General features: G+C 61.5%; 18 protein-coding genes. 8 read left to right on the forward strand and 10 right to left on the reverse strand.

Annotated elements, in window-relative coordinates:
* Window positions 1–75 precede the first annotated feature (75 nt).
* Complete coding sequence (locus tag QRD43_RS03425) at window positions 76–1,593, reverse strand: methyl-accepting chemotaxis protein (RefSeq protein WP_285981067.1); 1,518 nt, start codon at window positions 1,591–1,593, stop codon at window positions 76–78.
* A 185-nt stretch (window positions 1,594–1,778) separates the two neighbouring features.
* Between QRD43_RS03425 and ssb the strand changes: the two genes are divergently transcribed.
* The gene (gene ssb / locus QRD43_RS03430) at window positions 1,779–2,327 is read left to right on the forward strand and encodes a single-stranded DNA-binding protein (protein ID WP_285981068.1); all 549 of its coding nucleotides are present in this window, start codon (window positions 1,779–1,781) and stop codon (window positions 2,325–2,327) included.
* A 498-nt stretch (window positions 2,328–2,825) separates the two neighbouring features.
* Here ssb and QRD43_RS03435 read toward each other — a convergent pair whose 3' ends face one another.
* The 4 genes from QRD43_RS03435 to QRD43_RS03450 form a co-directional block, all read right to left on the reverse strand.
* Window positions 2,826–5,558, reverse strand: a complete 2,733-nt coding sequence (locus QRD43_RS03435) for an amidohydrolase family protein (RefSeq protein WP_285981069.1) — start codon at window positions 5,556–5,558, stop codon at window positions 2,826–2,828.
* Window positions 5,558–8,167, reverse strand: a complete 2,610-nt coding sequence (gene rdrA, locus QRD43_RS03440) for an antiviral RADAR system adenosine triphosphatase RdrA (protein WP_285981070.1) — start codon at window positions 8,165–8,167, stop codon at window positions 5,558–5,560. The genes QRD43_RS03435 and rdrA overlap by 1 nt, the downstream gene beginning before the upstream one ends.
* A 568-nt stretch (window positions 8,168–8,735) precedes the next feature.
* Entirely contained in the window at window positions 8,736–9,134 is a 399-nt protein-coding gene (locus QRD43_RS03445) for a hypothetical protein (protein ID WP_285981071.1), read from the reverse strand.
* Window positions 9,135–9,300: 166 nt separating this feature from the next.
* On the reverse strand, window positions 9,301–10,092 hold the full coding sequence (locus QRD43_RS03450) for a hypothetical protein (RefSeq protein ID WP_285981072.1): 792 nt from the start codon (window positions 10,090–10,092) through the stop codon (window positions 9,301–9,303).
* A 115-nt stretch (window positions 10,093–10,207) separates the two neighbouring features.
* On the opposite strand from QRD43_RS03450, the gene QRD43_RS22705 reads away from it, so the two are divergent.
* From QRD43_RS22705 to QRD43_RS03465, 4 genes are all read left to right on the forward strand, one after another.
* Window positions 10,208–10,486 (forward strand): helix-turn-helix domain-containing protein, encoded by a 279-nt coding sequence (locus tag QRD43_RS22705; RefSeq protein WP_350339828.1) that lies wholly within the window; start codon window positions 10,208–10,210, stop codon window positions 10,484–10,486.
* A 261-nt stretch (window positions 10,487–10,747) separates the two neighbouring features.
* A complete protein-coding gene (locus tag QRD43_RS03455) occupies window positions 10,748–11,062 on the forward strand; it encodes a helix-turn-helix domain-containing protein (RefSeq protein WP_285981073.1) in 315 nt (104 codons plus the stop codon).
* Between the two features lie 121 nt (window positions 11,063–11,183).
* Window positions 11,184–12,194, forward strand: a complete 1,011-nt coding sequence (locus QRD43_RS03460) for an AAA family ATPase (protein ID WP_285981074.1) — start codon at window positions 11,184–11,186, stop codon at window positions 12,192–12,194.
* A 135-nt stretch (window positions 12,195–12,329) separates the two neighbouring features.
* Window positions 12,330–14,897 (forward strand): S8 family peptidase, encoded by a 2,568-nt coding sequence (locus QRD43_RS03465; RefSeq protein WP_285981075.1) that lies wholly within the window; start codon window positions 12,330–12,332, stop codon window positions 14,895–14,897.
* A 235-nt stretch (window positions 14,898–15,132) separates the two neighbouring features.
* Here the strand turns inward: QRD43_RS03465 and QRD43_RS03470 are convergent, their stop codons facing one another.
* From QRD43_RS03470 to QRD43_RS03490, 5 genes are all read right to left on the reverse strand, one after another.
* The gene (locus tag QRD43_RS03470; RefSeq protein WP_285981076.1) at window positions 15,133–15,585 is read right to left on the reverse strand and encodes a hypothetical protein; all 453 of its coding nucleotides are present in this window, start codon (window positions 15,583–15,585) and stop codon (window positions 15,133–15,135) included.
* Window positions 15,578–17,626 carry an integrase gene (locus QRD43_RS03475; protein WP_285981077.1) on the reverse strand — a complete coding sequence of 683 codons (2,049 nt, stop codon included), beginning with the start codon at window positions 17,624–17,626 and terminating at the stop codon, window positions 15,578–15,580. The genes QRD43_RS03470 and QRD43_RS03475 overlap by 8 nt, the downstream gene beginning before the upstream one ends.
* Window positions 17,619–19,160, reverse strand: coding sequence for a site-specific integrase (locus QRD43_RS03480; RefSeq protein WP_285981078.1), 1,542 nt, complete (start codon window positions 19,158–19,160; stop codon window positions 17,619–17,621). The genes QRD43_RS03475 and QRD43_RS03480 overlap by 8 nt, the downstream gene beginning before the upstream one ends.
* Window positions 19,157–20,353, reverse strand: coding sequence for a tyrosine-type recombinase/integrase (locus QRD43_RS03485; RefSeq protein ID WP_285981079.1), 1,197 nt, complete (start codon window positions 20,351–20,353; stop codon window positions 19,157–19,159). Before QRD43_RS03485 ends, QRD43_RS03480 begins: the two co-directional genes overlap by 4 nt.
* Before the next feature lie 233 nt (window positions 20,354–20,586).
* The gene (locus QRD43_RS03490; RefSeq protein WP_285981080.1) at window positions 20,587–20,955 is read right to left on the reverse strand and encodes a hypothetical protein; all 369 of its coding nucleotides are present in this window, start codon (window positions 20,953–20,955) and stop codon (window positions 20,587–20,589) included.
* Between the two features lie 168 nt (window positions 20,956–21,123).
* Here QRD43_RS03490 and QRD43_RS03495 point away from each other — a divergent pair, with 168 nt between their 5' ends.
* The 3 genes from QRD43_RS03495 (at window position 21,124) to QRD43_RS03505 (ending at window position 25,254) form a co-directional block, all read left to right on the forward strand.
* A complete protein-coding gene (locus tag QRD43_RS03495; RefSeq protein WP_285981081.1) occupies window positions 21,124–22,008 on the forward strand; it encodes a hypothetical protein in 885 nt (294 codons plus the stop codon).
* A 97-nt stretch (window positions 22,009–22,105) separates the two neighbouring features.
* Window positions 22,106–23,257 carry a hypothetical protein gene (locus QRD43_RS03500; RefSeq protein WP_285981082.1) on the forward strand — a complete coding sequence of 384 codons (1,152 nt, stop codon included), beginning with the start codon at window positions 22,106–22,108 and terminating at the stop codon, window positions 23,255–23,257.
* A gap of 380 nt (window positions 23,258–23,637) precedes the next feature.
* A complete protein-coding gene (locus QRD43_RS03505) occupies window positions 23,638–25,254 on the forward strand; it encodes a DNA cytosine methyltransferase (protein ID WP_285981083.1) in 1,617 nt (538 codons plus the stop codon).
* Window positions 25,255–25,282: the final 28 nt, after the last annotated feature.

Consider the following 25,282-nt stretch of genomic DNA (forward strand, 5'->3'; position numbering starts at 1 on the left):
GGCAGCGCCGGGCCCGGCGGGCGGGCGGCGGGCCCAAATGCGGGAATCAAGGCATCGGATGCGACTGCGACCGCTTCAGAAGAAGTCCACGGCGCTGGTGGCGGCCGGGGGCGGCGCAGGGGGCTGGGGGGCCGGCCTCGGGGCCGCGGCCGCCGCGCGGGAGGCGCCGTGGGGGCCTGATTCCGCCTGCTGCAGCCCGGCCACCATGCTGCGAAGGGCCGAGGCGCTCTGGTTCATGCTGTCGGCCGTCATCACCGATTCCGCCACCAGCGAGGCGTTGTCGTCCGTCAGGGCCGCGAGGTCCCGCAGCGCCTGCATCATCTGGACGAGCTCCTGGCTCTGGGTCTGGGCGTCGGTCGAGAGCGTGCGCGTGTGCTCGGCCACCGTGCTGACGCCCTCCAGCACGGCCCGCAGCTGCTGCTGGACGCTCATGATCTGGTCCATGCCCTGCTGCGACTGCCGGGTGGCGCGCTCGATGAGCCCCTTCACCTGCCCGGCGGCCTCCGTGGTGCGGGCCGAGAGGCTGCGCACCTCGCTGGCCACCACGGCAAAGCCGCGCCCGGCCGTGCCGGCGCGGGCGGCCTCGATGGCGGCGTTCAGCGCGAGGATGTTGGTCTGGAAGGCGATGGACTCGATGAGCGCCAGCGCCTCGCGCATCTCCGACGAGCGCTGGCTGATCAGCTCGATGCTCTGCACCGCGGTCTGGACGACGTCCGTCCCCCGGCGGGCCTGCGTGCTGAGCTCAGCGCACTGGCGGTCCACCGCGGTGATGTTGGTGGCCGTGCTCTGGACCTGGTCCACCGAGCCCTGCACGGACTCCGACAGCGAGCGCAGGCTCGCGGTCTGCTGGTCCGTGCGGATCGCCAGCTGCTGGGCGCCCTGCGACATGCGCTCGCCGGCCATCGCCACCTCGTCCGAGCCGGAGGCCATGGCCGCCACCACCGAGTGCAGCTGCTCCTGCGTGGACCGCAGCGAGCGCAGATTGCGGTGGGCGGCGTGCCGCTCGCCGAGCATCCGGTTGACCATCACGGCCAGCCCCAGCAGGAAGCCGGCCAGGCCCATGACGTAGCGCAGCACGATGGGATCCTGCTGGGTCAGGAAGGACCAGCCCACGCTGATCGGCACCATGAGCAGCGCGGCCGTCATCGGCCAGTGCGCGATCAGCGAGCGCAGGCCCTGCTGGACGCCCCACAGGCCCACCTGGGCGACGAACATCAGGCTGTAGCCCAGGAAGAAGGTGGGGCGGTCCATGCTGCTCAGGGCGGCGGCGGTCCACCAGGCCACGGCGATCACACCCTGCAGGACGAGGGTCTGCAGCACGAGTCGGGGGGTGCGGTGCGCACGGGTCAGGGCCGTGCCCCACAGCAGCGCCAGCGCCATGGCCAGGCCGATGGCGGCCGCCAGCAGATTGGGCCGGGGGCTGGTCGGCAGCGTGGCGCGGTCCGCGGCGTAGAAGGCGGCCCCGATCAGACAGACGATGGCGAAGTGCCGGAACACGAGGTCGTCCAGGCGGCGCCAGAGGCTCAGGCAGCACAGTCCCACCGCGCCCAGAGCCACGCAGACACACAGGGAAAACGCCTCGATCGCAGTCATGCCGCCGGCCTCACTTGCACCTAGATGGAGCGTTCCAGTGTAGGGCGGGGGGGGCGGCCGTCGGTGTTGCGCGGCGGGTACGAGGCCCCCTCAAAGGCTCCTGAACCGGACGGATTCCCGCATCTGCCGTCTGGAAGGGGGCAGGCATAATCGGGGCTTTGAATCTTTAGTCCGCAGGCGCTTCCATGGCATCCGTCAACAAAGTCATCCTCATTGGCAACCTGGGTCGTGACCCCGAGGTTCGCTACACCCCCAGCGGCGCCGCGGTCTGCAACATCAGCCTGGCGACCACCCGCAACTGGAAGAGCCGCGAAGGCGGTGAGCGCCAGGAAGAGACCGAATGGCACCGCGTGGTCTTCTATGACCGCCTGGCCGAGATTGCCGGCGAGTACCTGAAGAAGGGCCGCCCGGTCTACGTCGAGGGCCGCCTGAAGACCCGCAAGTGGCAGGACAAGGAAGGCCGCGACCAGTACACCACCGAGATCATCGCCGAGCAGATGCAGCTCCTGGGCGGCCGTGACAGCGGCGGCGGTGACGACTTCGGCGGTGGCGGCGGTGGCGGCTACAACCGCGAGCGCAGCGCCCCGCAGGGCGGTGGCGACGACTTCGGCGGCGGCGAAGCCCGCGCCCCGCGCGCCGCGGCGCCTCGCGCCCCGGCTCCCCGTCCGGCGCCGGCTCCGGCCCAGCGTCCGGCCACCGGGTTTGATGACATGGATGACGATATTCCCTTCTAGGATCTACCTTTACCTGAACGGTAAACAAAGAGCCCCCAGCCCCCATGGCTGGGGGCTATTTTCTTGTTGCTCATGAGTAGTGCCCAATGAAGCCTCTGGGTTGTTGGCGGCTACCTTTGGGAAAGTGTCAACTTCTGGCGCAGCTGCACTGGTTTTTGAAGGCAGCAGTGAATGCCAAGGGAACTGACCTGCCTCCTGCTGGTACCGGCCACGCTGACTAACAGGTTCGGTTCGTACTGCTCGCATTGCTTGCTTGCTCAGAGTCGCAACTAGGTGCGAAAGGGCTTCACTAGGCTGCAAGCTGTCGCTTGAGGCGGGCTTAGCAGCCGACAGCTTTCGGGCCTGAGCAGAGCTTCGAATCACCGATTCGCCGCCCGAAAACCAGTCATTCCGGTAGTGAACGCAGCACTTGTCCGCTCAGATCAAAACCAGCGCGCGCTCAAGAGAACGAAGCTAGGCAGCGAGCACATCTGGATAGGTCGGCGCAAATTTTGCGAACTACTTGTGCGCCGCGTCGAACAGATCTAGGCCAAACTGCCGCAACTTCTCGATCCAAGCGGCTGCCTTTTGCTCTGAGTATCCCCGGTCGATTGCCCCTTCGTGAATGAGGTGGTGCTCCAGGCGCAGGGTAGTCGGGATCATGCCGGGGTCATCGGTGTTGATTGTGACCGGCATAGGTTTGGAGCGGAGACCAAACAGGTTAAAGCAACGCCCCTTGTTCAAGTCCGCCGCGTCCGGTGGATTCCAGCGGTAGATCGGGTGGTCGCTGTGCGTCTGCAGTTGGCCGATGTAAACGTTGGAGCTCGGGTTGGCTTCGATAGCGAGGCCCAGTTGCGCGTAGCGCTCCAGGCATGCGTCCTGCAAGGCGAGCATGAAGCGCAGGTCGTCGGCGTCGTCGTGGTCGTGCAGGCAGGGGATGGGCATCTCGGCTTCTGCCGTAATCGCCTCGGTAGAGAGATTCTCCAGTTCGTGCTGGCGCCGCGTGACGTGGCCATGCCGCGGTGCAGCGACGCATACCCGCCACGCCGGCTTCTTCTCGGCCAGGAAAGGGTTCGCCTCGTGGTTCGCCCGCAGGACGTACAGGCCTTCCGCTGTGTCCGTGGTAGCGCCGTCCAGTGCGGCCCGCAGGCGTAACCAGTCGGGCGCCCCGATTGCCAGATCCGTATCCTCAACAACGATATTGCCAGCTTGCTGGAGGACCTTGTAGGGGCAGTTCTTTCGCAGGGCCCAGGCTTCGTGCAGATGCTGCAAGTGCTTCTCTGTAAGCGGCGCGTCGCCACCGGCAGGTGGGTACCAAGAGACGTGCGGCAACAGGCGCTCGATGCGCTTCTTGAGCCTGGGCAGGACGCACCTTGCCTCGTCCAGATTGGAGGCCTCCGGGTCGCCCAGGTCCACGGCCCGACGCCATGCCCATATAAGGTTGTCGACATGTTCGTCCAACGGCAGCGTTACGTCGCCGTGCCGTCGCAGCCATTCGTCCGGGGGGATGCCCAGGGCGAGCGCGTGGCCCAGTCTGTCACCAGCGCCCATTTCGCAAAAGTCTACGGTTTCGTCTACATGTCGCAAGCCTGAGAGCGGGTGCGCATAGTCCTCTCCCGCATGGATGCTGAGGTGAAGTTGAGGCTCGGGCCGTTGCCCAGGCCCTTCAGGGAGCTTGCGCGGTATCCCAGGGGCGGCTTCAGGGCTTCGGAGCCATCGAAGCATGGGCGCAAAGCGCTCGATGGGCCAACGTGTCTCGTCGCCAACGACGTCGAGGCCGCGGATGATCTGCGAGGGGAACACCTCGAATTCCGGCTCAAGCCCATTGCCGTCGTGGCCTGCAGGCCTCGTGATCGGCCAAGCTTGGTACGAGTGCAGATCGTCTCTAAGCGTCTTCGCCAGCTCCCAGAGCTGGCGGCGCGGCTGCTCCTCCTTGACGCGATTGAAGTGGGCGCAGAGATGCCAGTAGTTGCGCGATTGCTCGTGGCTCAGAGCCGAGTCGCACTCGTGCATGCGGATGACCTTGTTCGCATTGCACGCCAGTGCGGGCAGCCATGCCTTACCAAGGCTGTCCAACCTGACCTTGATTGCAGCCTTGTCGCCCCGCCGAGCAAATATCCGCCTCGCAGTTTCCTCGGAGGAAGACTCTTCCCACCGCGCGCGCTGCTTCGCTACGTCGCGTACTGGAGATTCGAAACACTGAGTGGTGAAGCGGCGCAGGCCATTGCCATCCATCAGCAGTCGGCGACGTAGCACCATGATGTCAGAGATCACGAGCAAGATGACAGCCCGGGCGGTCACGTTCATCTTGTCGCTGCGATAAGTTCGCCACAACGCGATGAACAGCCAAATCCAGGCGGCCTGGTACTGATCCCTAGATGCGGTATCCCCCAGCTTCCACACCAGCCAGTTGCTACACACTTGTGCCTGGCCGTTTCCGTTGGAGGAAAGGCCTCTGGCGAGCGTTCCCCAGTCCACATGCGAGTCCGGCACGGCTTCCTTGTCACCGTCCGGGATAGCTGGCAGGACCTGGGCTACCCACCGCTTAATCAGCTCCTTGTCGACATCCCCATTCGCCGGCCACAAGTCGGTCGCCAGCGAAGAGAGCACCCGGCGGATTCTCCTGACCCGCCGCAGCACATCCTTGTGCTCGGACTTTGCCTGCGGGATCGTCTGGCCTAGGACGACATGGGCCAGCACAAGTTCGCTTCCCGTGACACCCGCCAGATGCACGTGATTTTCGGCAAAGGGCTGCCCGTCGAAGTGCGGGCCTACGAAGAGCGGGCGGAGTCGATCAACGGCGGTTTCAAGGCTCGCCTGCTTCCCGTTGCCCTTCGCTTCAGACCTGCACACCAGTCGCCAGGCGACCAGGACGGTGGGATCCAACTCTGCCAAGGTCTGCGCGTATTGCTGGACGCGGACGTCCTTGAACTCGACTGCGCCGTCAGGGGTGAACTGGAGTACGGCGTCAAATGCGGCGTCAAGCGTTGGTATGTCCGGGGCGTGCAGCAGGGCCTCGTCGCACAAGCTCTGCACAGCGGGCGAGGTCTCGTTCAGGCGAAGAACGCCACCTGTTCGGTGATCGATGTCCTGTTGGATCGCTACGCTCAGGTCCCGTCTCAGCGCTGCCATCTTGAGCTGGCATTGGTCGGGGCGGAGCAGTCCGGCCAGGTGGCGACGGAGCACGGTGGCTGCCAGATCACCGCCAAACAGCGCACCCAGGGCGCGCTCGGGAATGGAACGGCGCAGCATCAGGGCTTGTTGCTAAGCTCTCTCATAGCGGACTCGAGGTTGTGCATCAGAGGCTCGCCGCGATGATGGGTATCCATAAGGTCGTAGACCTGCCTAGCAAAGTCCCGCACCTCCATGCTGTTGGCTTCCGCCCGCGCGATAATTGCTTTGACTAGGGTGACCACCCTGAGCTGCTTGAGATCCTTGCGCAGGCCAAGGACCGAAATTAAGCGCTCCCGCGCCGTCAACAAGGGCTCCTGCCGGGACTGACGCGAAGGAGGGGGTGGCTCGGCCCTCTTCAAGAGCGCTGCCAACTCATTCAACTTCGCCCTGAGTGGATGTTGGGCCAGAGCCCGGGCGACGGAGATGACCCTCTCATTTTCGATTGTTTCGTCAAGGTGTTCATGTCGTAGGAGCGGGCCGATGTTCTGCAGGAACAGTTCATTGCTTTCAAAGTCGCTCTCAGGATTGAGGTTCACGTTCGAAAGCTGCAAGGGCAGGTTAAATAGGGGGCCTTTCTCGAAACTCGCCACGGCCGCCCAGAACGCGTTGAAGGCGGCAAGACTTGACGACACCACGAGGCTCGTGCGCTCGGTCGTGGGTTGTTGGCCCACGGATAGTGGCTTGTTGAAGGATGGCGCCTGGTTGAACGTCTTATTGAGCGCGCAGTAGATCAGCCAAGGGGATTGCACCCACTCGTTGATTCGATGCTTTTTTCGCCAAGCAACAATTTCGTCAACGAAGACACGCAGGTTTACATCACGCCTGAAGGCCTCATTCCCTTCCTCGGCAGCCAGGTTTGGATCATCTTCCTCCTCATCGTTGTCGATGAGCACGGGCTTCGTCGCGGCAACCGCAGCCGCGCTGTGGAAGGGCGGGCTATTCTGAATTCGTTCGATGTCCCGCCACGTAGGGTCGCGGACGAGGCTTGTCACGACCAGTTCCAGGATGCGGCCACTGCAAATCAGCGTCGCCTGCTTGGACGATGCGTAGAAGTTCCGGTGGGTCGTTAGGTCGAGCACCAGTTGGAGAACTCGCCCGCCAGCCTCAATCAGGTCCGGATTCCGGCGCTCAAGCCTGACCGCGCGGCCTATCTCCGGCGTGGCGAAGGGGAGCACGGATTCGTCGGGCAATGAGTGCACCCACGGTGTGGGCAGGCGCAGTTCTAGGTCTGCCTTCCAATTGAGTGCGGTTCTTGTTTCGATGTAGCGCAGCGCCGGCTGATTAAGCTGCTTCAAGGGTTCGAACAGTGGCGTCGCCAACACCGAGGCGACTTTGTTCTGCCAATGCTGCGCAGCCATCAGCACCAAGCAGACGGCACCCGCACGCGCCTCGTACACGAAATGGCCTAGCAGCGCATTGCGCCACGTCTGCAGCCACTCCGCGTGATTCGGGTGATAGTCGTGGTCAGGCGGTTTTGCAATGCTTACCTTGGTTGGCGTTGCACCCATCGAACTAGAGAAGATGCGTCGCATCAAATCTGTTTCCGGCAGGGGCTGCCGCGCGGTCTCCAGGATCCGCTCAAGCTCGGGGATTTCGTTGCGCACCCGGAACAGTAGCTGCGACAGCGCCCGCACGGTCGGGATCGGGATGAGAAGTTTACTGTTCTCATGACCGTTCACCGCGCCTGCCAGGAGAGCCTGAAGCCAGGCCCCGAACTGCGGCAAGGTCAGCAGTGACTCAGTAGCCGCCTCGTCTTCTGTGCCGAGCAGGATCCCTTCGTTCTTTAGTAAATCGTCGACCCCGGGCATCGGCACGCGGCGATGCAGTGGCAGGATCTTGCGCAGATACTCGCGTGCCAGCTCGTCGGCGAAGGGCTTTGCCTGTTCGTGATAGGCCGCCGTGTCCTTCGTCAGTCGCTTGAACGCATCTCGCCAGGTGACCTCGCGATACAAGCTCAAGTCCCCACAGACAATAGGCAGCAGAACCGGGCTCGCCAGGTAGCGCCGCACCACCTCAAGGTTCTCGAACGCCCGGTGTAGCGTCGTGTCGACATCGTCGATAGGCAACACGAGAAGACGCTTGCCAAGCAAGGTCGCTGCTCTGGAAAAGAACTCGTGGACGGCGCCCGCCAGTTCCCGCGACCCCATGAACGCACGCAACTTGTCCAGCCCGAAGCCAACATTCTGCGTTTCGCTCCCCTGCAGCGCGTTGCCCAGCCTTTGCAAACTGCCGTGCAGCAGCTGCCACTCCTGCTGCTTATGATCTCGCTGCGCGTTGACCTGCTTGTCTCCTAACACTGCCGCCACGACAACGTCCAGGAACAGGTTGTCACCGTCCTCCAGCTGTGACGGATCTATGGACTGGAAGATGTGGACGTCGTTTGCCAGTTCAGGGAACTGTTCCTTCACCTCCGGCGATTCCAGGTACCGCCGCAGGTTCACGATTACGGTTGTTTTGCCCGTTCCCCGGTCACCATCCAGAAAGATCGTGGAATGTGCGCGCTCTCTCTGGAAGCGCTCTTCCTCGATTTCGCTACTCGCCTCGCCGCTCTTCTCAGGCAGGGAATCGTGCAGCATCTGTGCCAAGCGCTCGTACACCGTCCGCGCGAGCAACTGATTGACCCTCAGGTGGCTGGCTCGTTCACCTTGGCCGAGTGGAAAGTAGATAGGCGCTTGGCTCTCCGACATGCGATCTCCCTAAATCGTACTTCTTCGTGAGTCGGCGATTATGTGGCCGCATCAGATTGCATCACCCATACCCCGCCGCGATAGGCCGAACAGATAGCTAGGTGGGCTTTTCCTCGTGGCGCATCGAGCCATTGCAAATGGCAGCAGTACCCGAGGGACCGGCCGTTCGATCAAGCATCCCGTGAACAGGCCGGACACTGATTGGTCGCAGACATCGTAAGTCCGGCCGAGACAACCAAGTGCCTGGGCTCGCCGCTGTACAGCAGATGAACCAGAGCGACGGGGGAGTGGAGGCCAACCGCACCGCGGTCAAGCAGTGATAGCGCGCATTTGCCGATACTCAGGTTTCGCAGCGCGCAAAGAACATGCGGCGAAGCTGACTTTCGTGAGCATCAGGTCTTGGCTGACTGCGGACTCGCATGGCTAGCGCGAAGTACGACCGCTCCCGCTGCATAGCTGCCACTCGGGTAGTAGGAGTGACCTGATTGATTGAAACAAGCGTACTGATCAGCCAATGCTCTACGGATGCCTTTGCAGCGTGCTTAGGAGCGTGAATACGTCTTCTACTCTAGTTGGCTCTGCTCGCACGCAGTTTGCTTGATTGCTTGCACAGCGGCCTTGAAGCCAGCCGTAGCAAAAGCTCTTTCCTGATCGGGCCCACATGGTCAGGCGTCAGACCACAAGTGAACTGATTGCCTGCGATGTCGCTGAGCACGACATGCCGGCCCATTGCAGAGCTGTGCACCCAGACCTCCTGAATCTCGCGTGGAGACCATGGAGGGGCGTCAGGTTGCTCCGCGGGCATCATGCAGACCAGACCCTTCACACGGGATGGATCCATCGTTTGAAGGACGTCTGCCAGGTCGTATTCCCACGCAATGCAGAGCGTCTGGGTTGCGCTGAATTCAGGCGCGCCGACTTCCTCGGAGAGCAGGAACCATGGTGCCTGTAGCGTGAGTTCCAGCATTCGCCAATGCTGCACACCGGGCTGGCTGTGATCCGGCGGCATTGGGAACTCGAAGCTGGGATGTGAGACGAACATAGGCGAGGAAATTGGAGCGCAGGGCGACCCATGGCCATTGGCGTGGCCGGGGGACTTTCGAATGCAGCGCGTTGGCGATGCGGAGTGGAGGTCAGCGGACCTTTTCGATGAGCAGCGTCACGCGATTCCTTCGCAGCCCTACCAAGGTCGGCTCCGGAATGATGGTCTGCGAAACGACGCGCCAGCCATGCCTGTTCAGTTCGCTGAACTGGACCAGGTGCTGGTCGCAGCGATAGGTCATGGCTGACAGAACTTGATCGTCCAACTGCATTTGCGAGCAGGTGGTCTGGGTGCCAATCGGTGAGTCCGCAAGGAACTGGATCCGCTTCTCCCTTGCGATCCGTTCGTCCTCTGTTCTTCGCTGGCGATCGGCCGCTTCTCGCTGCGCCCTGGCTGCGGAGCGGTATTGCTCCACTTCCCCTGGTGTAAACCAGGCAACCAGGCGTCGACGGCTCGCATCAACGCCACTTGCCATCGTGAAGGTTTGCCCGGCGATCTCGCAGGCGCTCACTTCCAGGCTTTGGGAGCGGCCCGGTGCTGAATTCCGATACCGAAGTTCGGCCGCCGATATGTCGTCACGCACGTGCGCGGGAACTTGGCCCCTCAACGGCACTTCATACAGAGCGCCCCGGCTTGACTTGCACCAGGTGGTGAACGACGAGGCTGCATGGGCGTACGCGGCATCGCCCCAAGCGTCGAAGCCAAGCGACCGACTCAAAGGGGTCGAAGCGCCTGACTGATCGAAAGGCTTCGCTTCTGGGAACTTTTCAGACAGTTGGATCTGAAGCCGGCTCAGTGCTGTGCCGCTGTCCACCTTGGGCGTTGGCGGATTCGTTGTACCGCACCCGGCCAGGAGACCTGCAAGCCCAGCGACCAGCCACATGCCTTTCTTAGATCTCGCGCCACGTACGGTTTTCTTCATAAGGACAACGCCCAGTCATTTTGTGTATTTTGGCCACCTGTCTAAAGTGTACAAAAGCGGAAGACTGCTGCCCAACATGCGGGCAAGTGGAAATCCAGTTCTGGTTCAAGCGTTTGCGACGGAGTTGCTCGCGCGCCGCCAGGAACTGAGGTGCTCCCAGGAGGAGGTGGCCCTCCGCTCGAACATTGACCGGGCCTACATCTCCCGGCTCGAGGCAGGCAAGAAGACGCCGTCCCTGAGCGTCCTGCATGCGTTGGCCACGGGCCTTGATCTCAGCTTTGCTGAGTTGGCGGGGCGTATCGATGAGCGGTATCGACAGCTGAAGCGGAAGAGGTCAGTTGTGCCTGCGGTTTAGACCTCCGCCCGAAACGCTCCTCCCGGCTTTCAGCAAAACAGCGGTTGCTGTCGCCCTGCCTGGAAGCCACTAGAGACCGCTCAAGAGAACACCGGTCGTTCGAAGCGTCCGGCACGCGAAGGCTCGTGAGATTTTCGGCGAGACCTACGACGTATCTACGGCAGGGCAGACACCCTCCAATCAGGGATCCCGTAGCACCAAGTGCTATAAACTGCGAAGTCTTCTCCATTTCTTTCGTCGGGCCAGCCGAGGTTGACTGCAATGAGCAAGACGAGGTCGCCAATCATTGAAACCGTGCGCGACACAGCCAAAGGACTGCACAAGGCTGGCGTGATGGATCAGGTCACGCTGCGTGAATTCGACCCGCACTGGCTGTCACCGGTGGGTCCGTTGGAGCCCGCTGAGATCAAGCGCATCCGAGAACGCTCGCACGTCAGCCAAGCGGTTTTTGCGCGTCTGCTCAACACGAGCCTCTCGACGGTACAGAAGTGGGAGATCGGTCAGAAGAAGCCCGCGGGAACTGCTCTCAAGCTGCTGCATCTGGTTCAGAAACGCGGCCTAGAAGCCGTTGCATGACTGCCATGCTCTTACAGCACTCGATCCAGCCGCAAGGATGCAGCCCAGGCTTGGGCAATGGAATCCAGTCTGTCGGCGTGCTACCACTCGTCCGACGGCTCGCAAGTAAAGGTGATATCGCATGAACGCCGATATTCTCAAGAGAGTAGTACGAGCCATTGCCGATGGTTCGCAATCCGATCTGGACCGGCTCGCCGGCAAGATCGTCGAAGCAGAACGCAAGACAGGCCACGTCAGACTGGCTGAGCAGCTAGAGGCAATCCTCAAGCAACCCAAGACGAAACGTGCACAGCCGTTGCCGACTCCGTCAGCTGAGCTTGAGCGCACGCTCAAAGAGCTGCCCATGAGCCGGCGTCACGGGGAGACGCTGGCCACGCTCATCCCGCATGACCAACTAGAGCACCACATGGTGCTGCCAGAAGTTGTTGAACAACGCTTCGCCCGCATCGAAGCCGAGTACGCGGCACGTGACCGACTGCGCACCTTTGGGCTCAAGCCCCGCAAGACCGTGCTGCTCTACGGCCCGCCAGGCTGTGGCAAATCATTGGGCGCCAAGCGGCTGGCCTGGAATACCGGCTTGCCGCTAATGAAGGTGCGGTTCGACGTGCTGATCTCCTCGTTCTTCGGGGAGTCAGCCCAGAACCTGCGATCAATCTTTAGCAGTGCCCGCGAAAAGCCCTGCGTGCTTCTACTCGATGAATGTGACTTCATAGCACGTTCACGCACGGCCTCCAAGGACATTGGCGAGGTGTCCCGCATCGTCAATTCGCTGCTCCAGCTCATGGAGGAGTACGACGCCCCTGGCCTGCTTGTCGCGACGACGAACCTGGAGTCCGCGTTGGACCCGGCACTGTTCAGGCGCTTCGACGATGTGTTCGCCATCCCGCTGCCCGGGAAGGCCGAGATCGAAAGGTTGCTGAAGATGACGCTGTCCAGCGTGCGGATGGACAGGCCCATCGCCTGGGAGCCTCTAGTCGCCAAACTCGAAGGCTCGTCGGCCGCGATGGTCGTAAAGGCCGCCCAGGACGCCGCCAAGGCTGCTGTGCTGGCCGGCCGCCCGTCCCTGTCGCAAGACAAGCTGCTGAAGGCCGTCGAAGAGCTGCAGCGGCACGACGCGGCACAAAGGGCGTAAGCCATGCCGGGGGCGCACAGCTTTGAACACCTGCCGCTACTGCTACGCTACCTAGGCAAGGCGCGCCTGCGCGGGGGCGGCGATCCGTCGCCACAAACGCTAGCCAACAAGGGAGCGCAACGCCAAGCGCACAGCGTGGCGCTGGACTCCGCGGCCCAAGCGCTTAGCGCGAACTGGCAGGCCCGCAAGGCGCAGCGCCGGGCGGCAGGCCAGGCCTTACCGGACATCCCCGCGGGCATTCCCATCCTGCTGCAAATTGACACCGGACTCGACCTCGACGCGCTGCGCGCCAAGTTCGACTTCGAGATCGTGGCGGAGCAGGAAGACGGCTACGTGATCGTGGCGTCTGAAGACATTCAGCTGACGGCGTTCCGCAACATGGCCCAAGGGTTTGCTGTCACCGTGCATGGCTCGGCGACCATCGCTGAGGTCCATACGCTGTTCACCGATCCCAACCAGACGGACCGGCTGGGTCGCATTCTTTCCGACCAGTTGATGGCGTCGTGGGGCTATATCGACGAAGACCAGCTCTACATCGTCGATATCGGCATCGCCTGCGCCGGCACTCAGGAAATTCCGCCGCGCCCAGTGCGCGGCAAGCGCGCGACCGACGCCCAGTGGGCGGCAAAAGAGTACGAGTGGTCGGAGCGGCGGGCCAGCGCCTACAGCGAGTGGGACGACATCAAGATCGAACGCGAGAATTCCATCCAGAAGGTCACCGAGTTCTATCAAGCCGAAATCCTCCATATGAGGGACAGCGCCGACTTCGATGCAGGCGTGCTCCCGGACAGTTTCACAGTCCGGCTGAAGATCTCGGGCAAGGGGCTGAAGGACTTCGTCCTCAACTATCCCTACATCTTCGAGGTCGTCGAACCGGAAGACATCGCGCTGCCCCAAAACCAAGGCCAGCTAGGCGCGCAAGCGGCGCCCGCTGTCGCGCCGGTCGCACCCGATGCTGACGCTCCAGCCGTCTGCGTCATTGACAGCGGCATCCAAGAGGAGCACGTCCTGCTACAGCCTGGCGTCGACCAGGCCACGTCCCATTGCTTTCTACCGGGCCAGGCCGCGACGGCAGTCGCCGATGAAGTCGCGCCGGGCGGCCACGGCACGCGCGTCGCAGGCGCCGTGCTGTATGGCGAGAAGGTGCCGGTCGCCGGCGCACCGCAGTTACCGTTCTGGATTCAGAACGCTCGCGTGCTCGACGCCCAGAACACGATGCCGGTTGATTTGTTCCCGCCCGAAGCGCTGCGCAAGGCCGTCGAACGCTTCAACGACGGCCCACGCCAGACCCGTATCTTCAATCACTCGATCAATGCGCGCAGCTACTGTCGCACGCGCTATATGTCGTCCTGGGCAGCCGAGATCGACCAGTTGTGCAGCGAACGGGATATTCTCATCGTGCAAAGCGCCGGCAACCTGCCGCTGCAAGGCTCGCCCCCATTTCTTGGCATCGCCGACCACCTGACTGCAGGCCGAGACTATCCCGCCTATCTCGCAGAAAATGCGGCCCGCATCGCCAACCCGGGCCAGAGCCTGCAGGCCTTGACCGTCGGCTCGATCGCCTACGACGCCGCCGAGCAGGGGGCATGGCGTACTTTTGCCACACAGCCCGCAGGCCCCTCGGCGTTCTCGCGGACAGGCCCCGGCATCTGGAACGTCATCAAGCCCGAAGTTGTGGAGTACGGCGGCGACGCCGCGCGCACGAACAACGCGCCGCCAGACATCCAGGCCGGTGGCGTCATCCCTGCCGCTTGCCCCAACCTGGTCCGCTCGACACTGCATGGCCCCGGGCCAGCAGCTGATCGCGACACCGCCGGCACCTCCTATGCAACGCCCAAGGTTGCGCGAATTGCGGCGCAAGTGCAACGTGTCTTGCCTGCCGAGCCGGCGCTCCTGTATCGCGCCCTCGTTGTGCAATCGGCGCAGTGGCCGGCCTGGGCAGAAGACCTGCTGGCGCGCTTGCGCAATCCACCGCCCGGCATGACGCTTGGGGAAAAACAGGCTCTGTTCGCCGCAGCGTCGAGCGCCTTTCGCTGCCTGGGCTTCGGCATCCCCGATGAAGCGCGGGCCACCACAAACACAGATCATCGAACGACGCTCATCACGAGCGGCGACACCGAAATCCATGCCGGCGAGTGCCATGTCTACCAAGTGCCGATTCCGGCCGAGTTGCGTCAGCAGGCCGACGAGTTCGATATCCGCATCGACGTGACCCTGTCGTATGTTGCCCAGCCGCGGCGCACGCGCCGCAACCTGCGCCGCTATCTCTCGACCTGGGTGGACTGGAAAGCCAGCAAGCTGGGCGAGGGGCTGCACGACTTCCGCGTTCGCGCCATGAAGGACGCATCGAAAGGCGAGGCGCCGCTGCCGGGGACCACACTGCCTTGGACGTTGCATGACAAGCCCCAGGACGGCTTGATCCGAGACTTCAAACGCAACAGCGGGACGGTGCAGAAAGACTGGGCGGTCGTCCGCTCGAACAGCCTGCCCGACCACTTCTGCATCGCCGTGGTGGGCCATCAAGGTTGGAGCCATGATCCGGATTCGACGGCGCGCTATGTGCTCGCAGTGACCTTTGAAATCCTAGGCGGAGAAATCACGATCTACGAACCGCTACGCGCAGCGATCGCCGAACTTCAGGCCCAAACAGAAGCCGAGATCGAGGGCAACGAGGTCGAAGTGGAAGTCGAAGCGACTGAGTGACGCGAGGGTGCAGAACCAAAATGGGAGATAGCGTTGGGTGACGTCGAGAAGCGACAAGCATCTTCGATACCCGGTGCCTGACAAGGATCGCCATCAGCTACAGCGAGCACCACGATGGGCCGCCCCGTGCGCAGGTGCAGTCACACAATCGATTCAGCTAGAGCGTCAGCAAACAGCCTAGAGAAGTCCAAACTAGGCTTCCTTGCCCTCCAACCGCAGTAGACCCTTGCGCAGCTCACCCGCCGCCAGCCCTACGCAGCGTTGCCTTCGTCTGCCCCCGATGAACCGGCGGCAACGGCTGTTCAAGCTCAGCCGATGTGAGCCCACGAGCCTGCGCGTTATAGAGCCACAGCACATGCCGCTCGAGCAGGCGCTGGTTCTCTGCCTTGAGCCGCGTCACTTCCGCTTCCCGCCGGGTCAGCCTTTCGGAGAGAGCCTGTTCCGTGGGCGTCAATGCTCTTTTTGGGCCTCGAGCCGCGCCAGCCTCAGCGAGCCGAATCCTGGACAGCCGGAAAGCCTGGGCAATTCGGTCGTGCTTGCTGAGAGCTTGACGGGTGTAGCCACAGAACAGCCGCTTTTCCACTGCATCGATGAGCCCTTGCCAGCTCAAGGGGCCCGACCAGCCATCGAGCATACCCACGATCATGTCGACATCCGTGTCGGCAAGGTTCCGGCCGCGCTTACGCATTCGGAAGTCTCCCCTGCTTCTCCGCTCCAATTGCTTGCAGTGAACTCTCCAGCAAGCGCTGTCGGTCCTGCAGGGCCATTGCGAGTGGCGAGGGCATCTGGGGTGCGCCAATCCAGATCAATGCGCCAGTGGCGACCGTCGGGTCCTGAACGATTTGCAGCAGGTCTCGGATGCGCTGAATCGTCCCTTGGTGATGAGCGACCCATCGATCCGCGCCGGACAGCCCACTGCTCACGGCCTGCTCTGCGCGCTTGAGCAACGACTCGGTTTCCTCAAGGAGCGTCGACAGGCGCTGCTCTTTGGAGGTTTCGCCCTTGCGGCAGAAGTGCTCGTCGCAGTTGAGGCAGTCCTGGTGCACCTGACAGGGAAGCATCGAGAAGTCGTGACCGCAGTAGCCGAAGTCCGTTGTATGTGCCGCGCGGACAAAAAGCTTCGGGAAGTGATCGCGAAGCACCATGCCGTGCGAATCGACCTTCGTAGGCAAGGCACTTGGTGGGTTCTGCGCGGCGGTCAGCTCGCGGTACTTCGCCAGCACATCTTTGTTGGAGACATGGTCGTAGGCCTTGTTGTCACTGACGCGATTCCTGCCCGACCAAACGGCAACTTCGAGTTGCGACAGCCCGCCGGTCTGCGCGATGGTATTCAGGTAGTGCCGCGGCTGATGGGTTCGAACCCGTATGGCAGATCCGTCAGCTTCACGGAATCCGAATTCTTCAAACAGCGTTCGACCGATGTCCTCACGAGAGGCGAGGCGTTTGTAGATGTCCGTCAGGCTGACCCAGATGAACATGCATTGGTAGGTCGCGCGGTTCGCGTGCATCTCGTGCTTTCTGGCAATGAAAAGCACATCGGAGTAACGCAACTTCTGTGCGGCATATGCAAAGGGAAATCCTCGCGGAAGCATGCCAATGACCGCTCTCTCCATGTCACTGAATCGCACGTAGGTCTTGCCGCCGCGAAGTTCGGTCGGCACGCCATATGTCTGGCACCACAGTCGAGCGACAGTTCTGCGCGGCGTTCCTTCGAACAGGACCGACGTGAGTTCCGCCATGTTGAGCCAGGTTTGGGCGCGCAGGTACTCCAGCTCCTTTGGCAAGAAGACCTTCGTTGGATTCAACTCGTACCAGCGGGCCAGTTCTCTTGCTGGCGCGGAAACAGCTTTCGCCTTGACGATAGCCTGCTGCACAACATCTGCCATGGACTGCACAACCCACTTCACTTGTGGATCGGCGCCCTTTGAGGGGTACCACCGCAGGCCATAGTAAGCATTGGAGCCAGGCCCGTCGTCTGCTATCACCTCGGAATGGATCGAGAGACGAAGAACCTCGTTCACTCGTTCCGGTGCTGCGCACATGATCGCTGCAGCAGAGGTGACCATGACATCGGAGGGCGTCGAAGCAACCCTGAAGATTGCCGCCAAGGCTGCCAACGCTTCAGGACTGGGCAGGCGCGAGATACGTCGCTCATCAAACTCAGGCCCCACCTTGGAAACATCCTCGACTCGGCGAATCGGTGACCGCCACGTCTGCGGATGGGCCAGTAGCCGGCAATCAGCCATGGTCCTGTAGATCAACTCCAGCTGCACACCGTATTGGTAAGCGGAGCTCATGGCAACCCTGCCAACAATCAGCTGAGCCGCGCGATTGAAGTGCAGCGGCAGGAGTTGCGTTGGGCTGCCGTTCAGGGGCGGATCGCAAACTGCATCGTGAAGTGCCCGTAGCGCGATCAGGCGGCCCACCAAGCTTTTGGATGGTCGCAGCCCCTGCTGGTACCGCATGTAGGCCTTCGCGAAGCTCTTGAAGGGCTCGGTCATGGGAGTGCCTCGCAAGTTGCGGTTCTTGTGCCATCGTGTGAAGTGAAGCCTGGTCGAACACCTCTTTGCTTTGGGCGCAAGAGAGGCCGATACATCCCAAGCATCGGCGCCAAAATCCAGTTCAGGGCCAAATACGGTCGACTGCTGCTCATTGGCCAGAACGAAGTCGTCCAGGTTCTGCTGGGCCGTGAGGTGTGCTCGAGGTGAAAAATGCAGAAGCTCAGTCACGGCGACTCTCCTTCGACAGGCCGTTGCAAATCTGAATGACCTGGCTTATCGCCAGGATGGTCCGGTCATGAACTGCTGCAACTCTGGGTGCATTGCGCACCAGTTGATCATTGCGCTGTGCAATGAGTTCGTCGCGGAACTCCTGGTGCGGGCCATCAATCCAAGGCTTGAAATGACGGCAGGTGTAGCAAGCCACTGGAGCGAGGAACCTGCAGTCGCCGCCAGTGCACTGACCCATGGCGCGGTCACTTTGGTCCTTGCGCATGTCCAGAATCTCGTTGGGGACATCAGGCCCCTGCTCCTGCCTTGAGGCGGGTGGCAAGCCTTGGAATGCGCGAGCCAGCGGAGCCAGGGCGTTCGCCACGGCGGCATCGATTCGTTCGACGATTTGCGGCACGTTGGCAACGTAGTACCTGGCACTTGCGGTGTTCGTGTGATCAAGAATTTCCGCAATGACGATCTCACCGTGCCCCTCTTGCGCTGCTCGGGTGCCAACGGTGCGGCGCAACCGTGTAGGGCTGACGTGCAGCACTTCGCCAGTGCGTTCAGAGTGGGCCCCCAAGCTCTTGGCTGTCTTCACCAGGAGGTCTGCTAACTCGTCACCTGTGCGGTGCCATGCGAATTCGCCGCTTGCTGGGGACGCGAGCGTGGATCTTGGAAACATGGGCGCTTGAGTCGGATCGTCCATCAAGTCGGAGAACCGTTCAGCGACTGCCTTGAGGTAGCTCTGGAGTGGCTCGGCGATCTGGCGCACCAGAGGCCGTGTTTTCAAAGACTCACGGGCGTGCTTCATATGCGGCTTCTTGGCGCGAGGGACGCGAAGGGAGTACTTGAACGCTCCATCAGCACGCTGCTCGGCAACCAGGTCGCACACTTTCAGTGCAGCCGTCTGCGAGGGCCGCTGGCCAATCGCGCGGGTCAGCCACGAAGCAAAGAATGCGTCCTCGCCAATCTGTCCAGACGCAAAGGCCGAGTTCAAGGCCGCCTGGAACGCTTCGTCCTCAACTGCTGTCAGAGGTCCACGGAAGGGGCAGAGCGTACGGACAGGCTCTCCGAGCGGCGGCGTCTTGAGTCGGATGGCATCCAGGAACTCAATCGCATCACGCGCCACGCTGACGTCATTCAACTCCCGCCATTTCCGCACCAGGATTGCCAGGGTGTGGAGACGGTTGACCTGTTTGTCCGAAAGAGCAGCGCGATACGACATCAGGTCATACCGCGTCAACTGACTCAAGGGCTTGGACGGAGTGCGGGCTGTCTCGCGCAGCATGTGAACGAAAGAACTGTACGTGTTGTACGAAGTTGCAGAGGCCTTGTTGGCGAGCAGCCAAGACAAGGTCAGCTTCAGCCCTGCCAAGACGCTGGGAGTGACGGAGGCTTCCACGAGGCCGAAATTGAAGTGAACGTGGCTCACTCCCTCCCTGATGCGCCATGACTTTTCATGGAATCGGTAAGCTGTTCCGAGGCGCGTGAATCGCACTTCTTCCGGGATCGCTGTTTGCGCCTTTTCTGGCGCACGCTTCGGCTGCGTCATCGGGTGCTCCCCTTGAATTTCAGGACTTCCTGCATCGCCGTCATGGCCTGGGAGGCTGCCTTGCGCACAAAGCGCTTCGTGTACGTCGATGCGGTATCCGAGGTCATGCTCCAACCCATCAACATTGAGCGCATACGCTTTTCAGTCTCTGGGTCCACGGCGAGCTTTTCCATCTGCAGGCTGAAGCTGTCGTTCCATGTGTGCCGCAGTACGTGAGGCGTCAGTTCTGCCGGCAAGGCGGGATCTGACCTGCGCATTTCGGCGAACACCCTGCTCAGTCCCGCGATGGAAAGCGGTGCGCCTGAGCCTCCGGAGACGAACAGAAAGCCGTGGCGTCCGCTGCCTCTCTGGCGCAAGCGTTCTCCCATTACATAGTCGTGGGTGGCCGCGGCCAGATCGTCTGACAAGGGGAGGATGCGTGCCTTGGTCTTTGTCAGGGGCTGGGTCGGACGCGGGTCATCGGGGTCATCAGCCCGCCGAGCGATCAGGACCTGGTTTTGCTGAAAGTCGATGTCGCTGACACGAACGCCCAGCAATTCACCGCGACGTACGCCCAGTTCAATGAGCCAGCGGAGGATGAGTCGGTTTCTCTGTTCAGCATGGGCGCGGCACCAGAGTCGGACTTCGTTCGAACCCGTGCTGGCATTGACCACGCGTTCGAGCGCCGCCTCATCCAGCCCTTGACGCTCATCGATGTCGCTCCGGACGCCAACGCTTGGCGCCCGCGCCCGCAGGGCCTTGCATGCCTTGTCGATGCGATCGCGCAGTTCCAGGTAGCGTGTGCCCTGAGGCTCGAGGCGCAGCAGGTAGCGATACCCCAACCATCTGAGGTAGGCATGCATGTAGTGCAGCCGCGTGGCAGCTGACGTTGAGCAGATGTTTCGCTCGAGGTCTGCTGATCTCGAATCAGCTGCCTGAGCTGCTTCGCGGACCACGAGATCAATCTCATGCAGTTGGACGAATTCCCCCCGCATCAGGCGCAACTCGAGAACGATGTTCTGCTGGTCGAGGGTTTGAAGGAGCACCTTGATCGCATGCGCTGCATGCCGGATCGTGGCTGTGGAGAGGCCCCGGGCTCGTAGCTCGGTCAGGGTGTACAGGAGGGGCGCGTCAAGCGGCTGGCCTGCTGCATCGCAGAGAAGTGGCAGTCGTTCACCGCTCGCCATGACGAGCAGCCGAATTTGAAAAGGCATGAGTCTTCCCCGGCCCAGCCGAAGCGGGGTGGGCCTGAGTGGCATGCCGTCGTCCCATCACCGGAGTGAGCTTCCCTTTGCGACGTCTACAACTTGAGCATGGGAGGCCAAGAGGGGCCGAGGCATGTTGACGAACCGGCCGAGTCCGGAAGACACTTGCTGCGCCAACACCAAGGTCAATCTCGACCGAACCAGGACGGCGGGCCCCAGTGGCCCGCCGTTTCTCTTCTAGGTCATGGGAGATCCTCCATGTCTCGGTTCACAGGCGTCAGGGATGCCAACTCCTTGGCGCTGTCGTTGAACCTTCGGACAAGTTGAACCAGCCCGATTCGTTGCTCCGGGCGCAGGTTGTGAAGTGCTTCCAGGCACAGGGAGTACAGCTCGACCTCGTCACGCCATGCACCTTCGCGGATCGCATGCTTCACCAGCCGATCATGACGAGCAGCCCATTCGAGCTCACGTCTTTCTGAAGCCGACAGGCTTAGCAGCGCAGCGGCCCGTTCCAGAGACGCGGCATCCAATGGTCCTCGCGTGCCGCGTTCGACAGCGCACAGTTGCCCGGCATCGAGCCGCAGGCTATGCGCAAAGGTCTTCTGCAGCATTCCCTGGCGGACCCGAAAGGTCCGCAGCACGCCAGGGAAACGAAGTGTGGAGTTGGTCAACGGGGCAATCTCTTGACAGCGATAGGTCAATCGCTTGGCAAGTGCGATGCTATGAAGCGCATTGCCCTCTGTCGATTCAAGCCCGCGTGTCCGCCCTGTGCCTTTCGCATGATGACTGCTGCAACCTGGATGTCCCCCTTGGCCATTGGTGAAGCGCCGATTTCGACTGCAAAGAATCTGACCGCTGATCAGTTTCGCAAGGTGTTTGCCGTGGCCTTTCGCCGCGAATTGGTCCGCGCGTTCTTTGCCGAAGTCTGGGCGCAGGGAGGCGAGCAGACCATCGCGGAAGTTGTGCGCAAGGTGGTGCCAGCCGACGACTACGCAAAAGCCCTGCGCGTTTGGTATGCGCGGTCACGAGGTGAGCACATTCCTGGACCGGCCGTCGTGGCGGAGGTGCGGCGCGTCTTCCCAGGCCTCCACCTGGATCTTCACCATCCCATGCTGGCTTGGTTGGAGAAACGGGATCTGGATGAGCGCACGATCAGGAGATACAAGGCAACGATGCCGGACTACTGGCGAACGTTGGGCGTTGCCCTGTCGGCTATGCCGACAAGTGAGTTGCAGCCTTCTCTTTGGCTGGTGGAGGAGCTCCGCCTCGACAAGCTGGGCTACCTGGATGCCCTGATGCTGTTTGCCGCCGAGCGGAGATCATCCCGAGCGACGCCGTCACGTAGAACGGCGCTCAATCGAGTTCTTTGGTTGTTGCCGGTGCTCTACCCGGACGATCCGCTATGGATGCACTGTGCCGCCGGCACGGATCGGGTGCGACTGACCTATTTGATGGCCTTGATTGACCATTCAATGGGGTTGGATGGGGAGGACAGCCCAGCGGGGGAGTTTCAGTTCGGCGACCGCTTCTCGCGGATGTTCAAGCAGCATTGGGATCTTGAGCAGCGGCGAGGGCGGCTTCCACAGGCGTGCCGCACCGAGCGAAGTCGACGTCATTTCTTTGCGCAACTCTGGCGGTATGGAATTGAACGGGAGCGCGGCTGATGGGCCACCTTGCGGAGAGCGAGCCGTATGAGTGATGCATCGCAAGTGCTACGGCTAGGGAGAGCCAAGTCTTCGTTTGATGCCTTTAGGAGTCAAGATGCCCGTCACCCTATCCCGTCACGCCCTGTATGACTTGGTCTGGTCCAAGCCGCGCACTGAACTGGCCAAAGAGTTCGGTGTTTCAAATGTTGCGATCAACAAGCATTGCCTACGCGCGAACATCCCTGCGCCGCCGCCGGGCTACTGGGCAAAGCGGCAGGTCGGCCGCAAGGTGCAGCAAGTACCGCTTCCCTTGCGATTGCCCGGCCAAAACTGCTGGGTGGTGATCGGGCAAGAGAACATCGGCCATTGGCGCCGGCCGACCCAATCGGACGAGCCTCTTGTCCCGCCAACGTTCTCGGAAGACTTGGACGCGCAGGTGGCGGCCGCGGCTGCTCGCATTGGCAAGGTTGTCCGCACCAGGGATCTGGAAGCTCCAGACCCTGCCTTGTCAAAGCTCCTCGCCGCTGATGAGAAGCGGCGGGGGCCGGATAGGGTCTGGAGCTACGAGAAGCCTCACTTTGATGAGCCAGTGTTTCAACGCCAACTGCGGCTGTTCAACAGCTTGGCGCGTGCGCTTCGTCCTTTGTACGGAGTCCAGGCTGTCGTGTCAGAAGACGAATGGATCCGGGGTCTCGGCACGGTACACCGGCTCGCTCTTTGCCTGAACTTTGGCGGCGCTGGCATGCGGCTGATGTTCCGGGAACCGACCGACAGCAAGCGCCTTCGCGACTGGTCAGCGGTCAAGACCACCACGCTCGAAGTCGGTCATAAGGGTTCCCATGGTGGCACGAGGCAGTGGACAGACTCCGACGCGGGGAAGTTGGAGGACCAGCTCACCGAAATCACGCGATACCTCTTGTGGCGGGCAGAGGAGTCCTTCCGTGCGGCCGCATACGCACGCCATGAGTTTTTGGTTCAACAGCGTGAAGCCGACCGTTTGGCGGAATTGGCCCGATTGCGCGCAGAGGAAGAGCAGAGGCAAGCGGCGGCGGCCATGAAACTGGCCAGGATCCGTGATGAGATCGTCGGGCTAGCAAACCGTCAGGCGCAAGCGAATGAGATCCGCGCCTTGGTCACGGCCTTGAGCCGGCACCCAGAAGTGGCAGGGCCGCGAGCTGATGACTTTCGCCAATGGGCGGAGCGTGCCATGCAGGTGGCCGACAGTCTAGATCCGCTCAAGGCAAGCCTTGCGGAGATCATTGGCTAATTCGAGCCCGCGGTAATCGTTCCCTGCTCCTGATGTTCCCTCGGCACACGCAGATGCTCGACGCTCCGATACCCAATGCGGATGCCAAGAGCATCCGTGCACGGTTGCAGCACCTCCGGCGACTTGGAAAGGATAGGTTCCGTCGGTTCCGTGCAAGCAGATCCTTAGACCACACGCAGCAAGACGGTCCCCTCCTATGAGGATTGGTATCGCGCTCAGTAGGAGAGCCCTTCACCCTGACCAAACGGTGGGCACAACAGTGTCTACCGCTAGCAACTCATTCGTACCATGGGCGCCAGCGGAGGTAACTGTGCGTACAGCCTGGTAGCATTCTGGGTAGGAACGACGCTCCCATTAGGCGCGTCCCAGAACGACTACATATGACCATTCCTGTAATTGACTTATTTGCCGGCCCAGGAGGCTTGGGAGAAGGCTTCTCGAAGTCCCGGAGTGCCGACTTCAAGATTGCCATCTCCATTGAGAAAGACGGAATGGCACACGAGACGCTGAGGCTGCGCGCGGCTCATCGCGAATTGCAGCGGAATCCAAGAACGACCAAAGAGGACTGGCATCTGTGGGACCAGATGGTCGAAGCGAAGCCTTGGAACATTCTCTTCAGTTCACTGAAAGGCTGCGAAAGCCCATTGATCCGCGAAGCATGCAAGCATGCCGAACTGGAAGCCCATCAACTCGAACTCGGACCAAGCAATCGGGAAGAGGTTTCGAAGGAGATCCGAAAGCGACTTGAGCCGTATCTGAAGGGCGGAAAGCTGCCGAACAATGCCGTGCTCATCGGAGGTCCACCCTGCCAAGCCTATTCGGTGGTTGGTCGTTCGCGCAACAAGGGCACCAAGCAATACGTTGCTGAGAAGGACCATCGACATTTTCTCTATGAGGAATACCTGCACGTCATTGCCGAGTTCCGGCCGGCAGTCTTCGTCATGGAGAACGTCAAGGGAATTCTCTCGTCGCGAGTCGATGACGGACGCATCTTCGAGCGCATCATGGCTGACCTTAAGCAGCCTGGATGCGCCGAACTTTCGCGAGATCCGGTGGAATACATTCTGATGCCGCTCGGGACCGTTACCACTGAGGCAGCATCTGATCCGACGGACTTCATTCTCAAAGCCGAAGAGTTTGGAATTCCTCAGGCACGTCATAGGGTCATCATCGTTGGCATCCGAAAGGACGTTCATGCCAAGCTAGATAAGTTCATCGGTCTCAAGGCCTCCGACCCACCCTCCGTACATCAGGTACTGGGCGACTTGCCTGCCATCAGTCCTCAGATCTCCCGCAAAGGCCAGGGCATGACATGGTTGGATGCGCTCTCTATGCCGATCTTTGACCAAGCGATCCGTGAGCTGACCTTAGAGGGCTCAGATGCAAGCTGCGCAATCGCTGCCGTTATGAGCGAATGTCGTGATGAACTAATGGCCCGGCAGTATGAACCCGGGTCGGGGGGCGAGCGGACGCGCATCCGGCAGATTGACCGGCGCAAGAAGGCCCCTGCCTTGGCAGATTGGTATAGGGATCGCGACACGTCACTGCTCACCAACCATGAGAGCCGGGCTCACATGCCGAGCGATCTAGTGCGGTACATGTTTGTATCGGCATTCGGGAAAGTGACCGAGGCTAGCCCAAGGCTTGCCGACTTTCCCAAGTGCCTTCTGCCGGCGCACAAGAATGTCGACCCCGACAATGTCAAAGACTCGATCTTCAAAGATCGATTCAGGGTGCAAGTGGGTAGCAGACACAGCATGACTGTCACGAGCCATATCGCCAAGGACGGTCACGCGTTTATCCACTACAAGCCGAAGCAATGCCGAAGTCTTTCGGTGCGGGAGGCGGCGCGCTTGCAGACCTTTCCTGATACCTATGTTTTTCTTGGGAACAGGACCTCACAGTACACGCAGGTCGGCAATGCAGTACCCCCCAAGCTCGCCAATCAGATTGCAGATGTAGTTGCCCGAGTCCTCAATCAGGCCGGTCTTACCTAATGACGGCTAATCCCGTGTCTCCTGAAGG

Source organism: Roseateles subflavus, from assembly GCF_030285365.1.
Lineage (GTDB): Bacteria > Pseudomonadota > Gammaproteobacteria > Burkholderiales > Burkholderiaceae_C > Roseateles_B > Roseateles_B subflavus.